The following is a 3,574-nucleotide window of genomic DNA, read 5'->3' on the forward strand; positions in this document are numbered from 1 at the left end:
TTCGAATCCCTATCTCCCGGCCATTTTAATCTAATCCAAAATTCCCTTTTAACTTCAAAAATTTCACATTTTATTTATACTAATTTTCATTTAATGCTCTTTAGGCTAAAATTTTATCCTGTAGCAAACGGCAGTTTGCGGCGGTGCCTTTATAGATGGGAAACAGAATAGCATACGGCGAAGATGCCAAGATCGTGCGTCAGCGGTTTGTTTGATCGATACGTGCTAAAACAACGCGTAGCGAGAGTAGGGCGATGTAAAATTTAAATATTTGTCCGTATGGACATAAAAGCGACTGTGAAAGATAATTGCGAAATTTAGCTATAAAATTTTCAAAGCTTAGCAGCCCGCCGCGCTTGGCGTAAAATTTTAAAATTTACCGATTCGCGCTTTTTAAATTTAACCCGGGTGCAAGTAAATTTTAAAATTTGTGCCCGCGCCGCCGAGCAGCTATGCCGCCTCAGCGCGCAGACAAATATCAATGCATTTGTTGATTTGGGCGATGCGCCAAACGAGAGTAGGCGCGCGGTATGGAGCCAGAGCCGGTAAACTCGCGAAGCGGACCGAAGATCGGCGCGCGAGCATGCGGCTTAAAAGTTGGCAAATTTAAGAAATATCGCAGGCTGACGGCTCGAAGCGAGCAAATCTAAAAAATAGCGCAGAATGGCGCGGGCGGGCGGCTTGATAAGCCGAAAGAGAAGAGCCTGCCGAAAGGCTGCGAGCAAATTTTATTAGAAAATAAAGGGCTTAAATGCGAAAAATTTTACTATTTTTGCTGCTTTGTGCAGGGGCTTTTGCGCTTGAGTGGAACGAAGCCGTGCTGCGAGGAGCGCTGCCAAACGGGCTTAAATACTATATTTTAGAAAATTCCGTGCCTAAAAATTCCGCCGTTTTTTATCTCATCGTGGATGCGGGCTCAATCGATGAGGGCTCTAATGAGCGCGGGCTTGCGCATTTCATAGAGCATATGTCCTTTAACGGAAGCCGCGATTTTAGCAAAAACGAGCTTATTAAAAAACTGCAGAGCCTGGGCGTGAAATTTGGCGCCGACGTAAATGCGCAGACGGGCTACGACAGCACGATCTACACGCTTAACATCGCCGTTAGCGAAGAAAATTTAAAGGACGTTTTTAAAATTTTTGCTTCGATTGCGGACGGAGTGGAGTTTAATCCGCTTGAGCTCGTAAAAGAAAGAGGCGTCATAATCGAGGAGGCGCGTAGCCGCGATACGCCGATCGCGAGGCTTTACGAGCGGATGGATGAGGAGCTTTATGGCGGCAGCGCGTATTTTAATCGTGCGCCGATCGGCGATATGGCGGTCGTAAAATCCGTAAGCGCGCAGCGAATCAAGGAGCTTTATCAAAAAATTTACCAGCCTAGGTCTATGAAATTTATAGCCGTGGGCGATTTTAAAAGGGATAAAATTTTAAAACTGCTAGAGCAAAATTTTTCGCCTCTTAAAAATACAAACTCCTATGCCCGCCCGGGTATGGGCATTCCGCCTAGGCAGGGTTTGAAAATTTACAATTACGATACGAACGAAACATCGCTAAATTCCGTCAAAATTTCGTTTTGGGAGGAATTTGCGCCGCCGAGTAGCGAGGCGAATGCGAGGAAAATTTTAAAAAGCGAGCTTATCTCAAGCCTTATTTCTACGATTTACGAGCGAGCGAAGGCTAGCGAAGGCGCGCTGTTGCGAGTTAATTTTTCCAGGTCCAATTTGCAGTTTCAAAAAACGATCTATAACTTTGACGTCGCCGTTTTGGGCGGAGACTTTGACGGCGCGATCTCGCAGGCGCTCGGGCTAATCAAAGGCTTGCGAGATAGCGGCTTTGATACGCGCGATTTCGCCCTCGCAAAGGATGCTTTGATCGGCTCGCGGCACAGCGCCTTCGAGCGCAAAAAAAGCGCGAATTCCGCGTTTTTTGCAAGAGAGATTCTTCATGCCGTAAAATCAGGAGCCGTTCTGCCTAGCGCTGCAAAACAGAGGGATTTGGAGGTAAAATTGCTGCGCGAGATCAGCCTAGAGGAGCTAAATTTAGAATTTAGGCGCCTTACGGATCTGGGCGAGGTGCACGCAAGTGTTTTTAGCGGCTCAGGATATAATCTTAATGAGGCTAAATTTAAGAAGCTGCAAAGCGGCGCTAAGGCGATAAATACGCATGCCGCGCATAAAAAGCTACCGGATAGCTTGGTTTCTAAAAACCTGCCTGAGGGCAAAATTTTAAGCAAGAGTTTTGAGCCGCGATTTAAATTTTATACCTACCTGCTTGAAAATAACGCGACCGTGATCTTAAAGCCGCTTAAGACGCGCAAGGATTTCATCTCGTTTGCTGCGGTAAGCAGAGGCGGAATGTCCAATCTGGCGCATCCAGGGCTCGGCAGTTTTGCCGCAATGCTTGCAAACGAAAGCGGCGCGGGCGAGTTTAACAATTATGAAATTTCGCAAATTTTAAGCGGGCGGCAGGTAAATTACCGAAAAAATATCTCCGCATTCTCGCACGGATTTTACGGAAGCTGCGGCTCGCAGGATCTCAAATGGCTGCTGGAAGCGATAAATTTAGAGATTAGCTCTCCGCGCGTGGACGAGAAGGCGCTGCAAAATTTAAAGATCAAATCGCTCGATGAGCTTGCGCGAAACGAGAAGCTGCCCGGGTATAAATTTAGCAGGGAATTTAGCGAGTTTTTTTACGGCGGCAATGAGCGAATGCGCCCTCTAAGCGCCGCGCAGATCAAAGCGCTTAACGCGGATGAGCTAAAAAAGATCGTCTATGATAAATTTAGCAACGCCGCATCCTACACTTTCGTGCTTAGCGGCGATTTTGAGTTAAAAGACGCTGAAGTCCTCATAAAAAAGTATCTGGCAAGCCTGCCTGCTCGCGGCGAGCGCGAGGATTTTAAAGATGACGGAATTCGCAGCTTAAGCGGGCGGCACGTTTTTATGCGCAACTATCAGAACTCCCCTAGAAGCGATGTAGCGCTTACCGCGATAAACAGATCCGCTCCGTACTCGCTTGAAAATGCAATTAAAATTTCAGCCCTGGCTTCGGTGCTTCAGGAAGCGCTTAGAGAGCGTATCAGAGAGGATGAGGGGCGCACTTACGGCTTTTCGGTCGCTTCGAGCCTAAGCCGCATCCCGTACGAGCACTCGAGCCTTCATATTTCGTTTTCCTGCGCGCCGCAAAACACGGATCAAATTTTATCCGCAATCAGAGAAATTTTTGTAGAAATCGCAGGCGGCCGATCGGACGTAGCGCGACATCTTGAAAATTTTAAAAAATCTCAGATCATCATGGCTCGCACCGCTCGCGAAAGCCCGGAGTTTTGGAACGACGCGCTCGTAAAATACGCGCTTTGGAATGAGGAGATCGCCGATTTTAAGACCTTTGAAAAGATCATAAATTCCATCACGCCAAAGGATATCGCGGAGGCCGCGCAGACATATATTTTTGACACCGATGAGACGGTGAGGATAAATGCGCCGAAATTTTAACGGGCTCGGCGTCTTTAAATTTTACTCGGGAAAATTTACTAAGCGCGTTTAAATTTAACGGCGTTTGCACGGCAAATTTCG

Annotated in this window: 1 protein-coding gene; it reads left to right on the forward strand. The window is 47.1% G+C overall.

From position 1 onward, the window contains the following. Nucleotides 1-751 precede the first annotated feature (751 nt). Nucleotides 752-3,493, forward strand: a complete 2,742-nt coding sequence (locus Q0238_RS00945; RefSeq protein ID WP_297941975.1) for an insulinase family protein — start codon at nucleotides 752-754, stop codon at nucleotides 3,491-3,493. The last annotated feature ends 81 nt before the right edge of the window (nucleotides 3,494-3,574 follow it).

Origin of the sequence: uncultured Campylobacter sp., from assembly GCF_938045775.1 — a bacterium.
Lineage (GTDB): Bacteria > Campylobacterota > Campylobacteria > Campylobacterales > Campylobacteraceae > Campylobacter_B.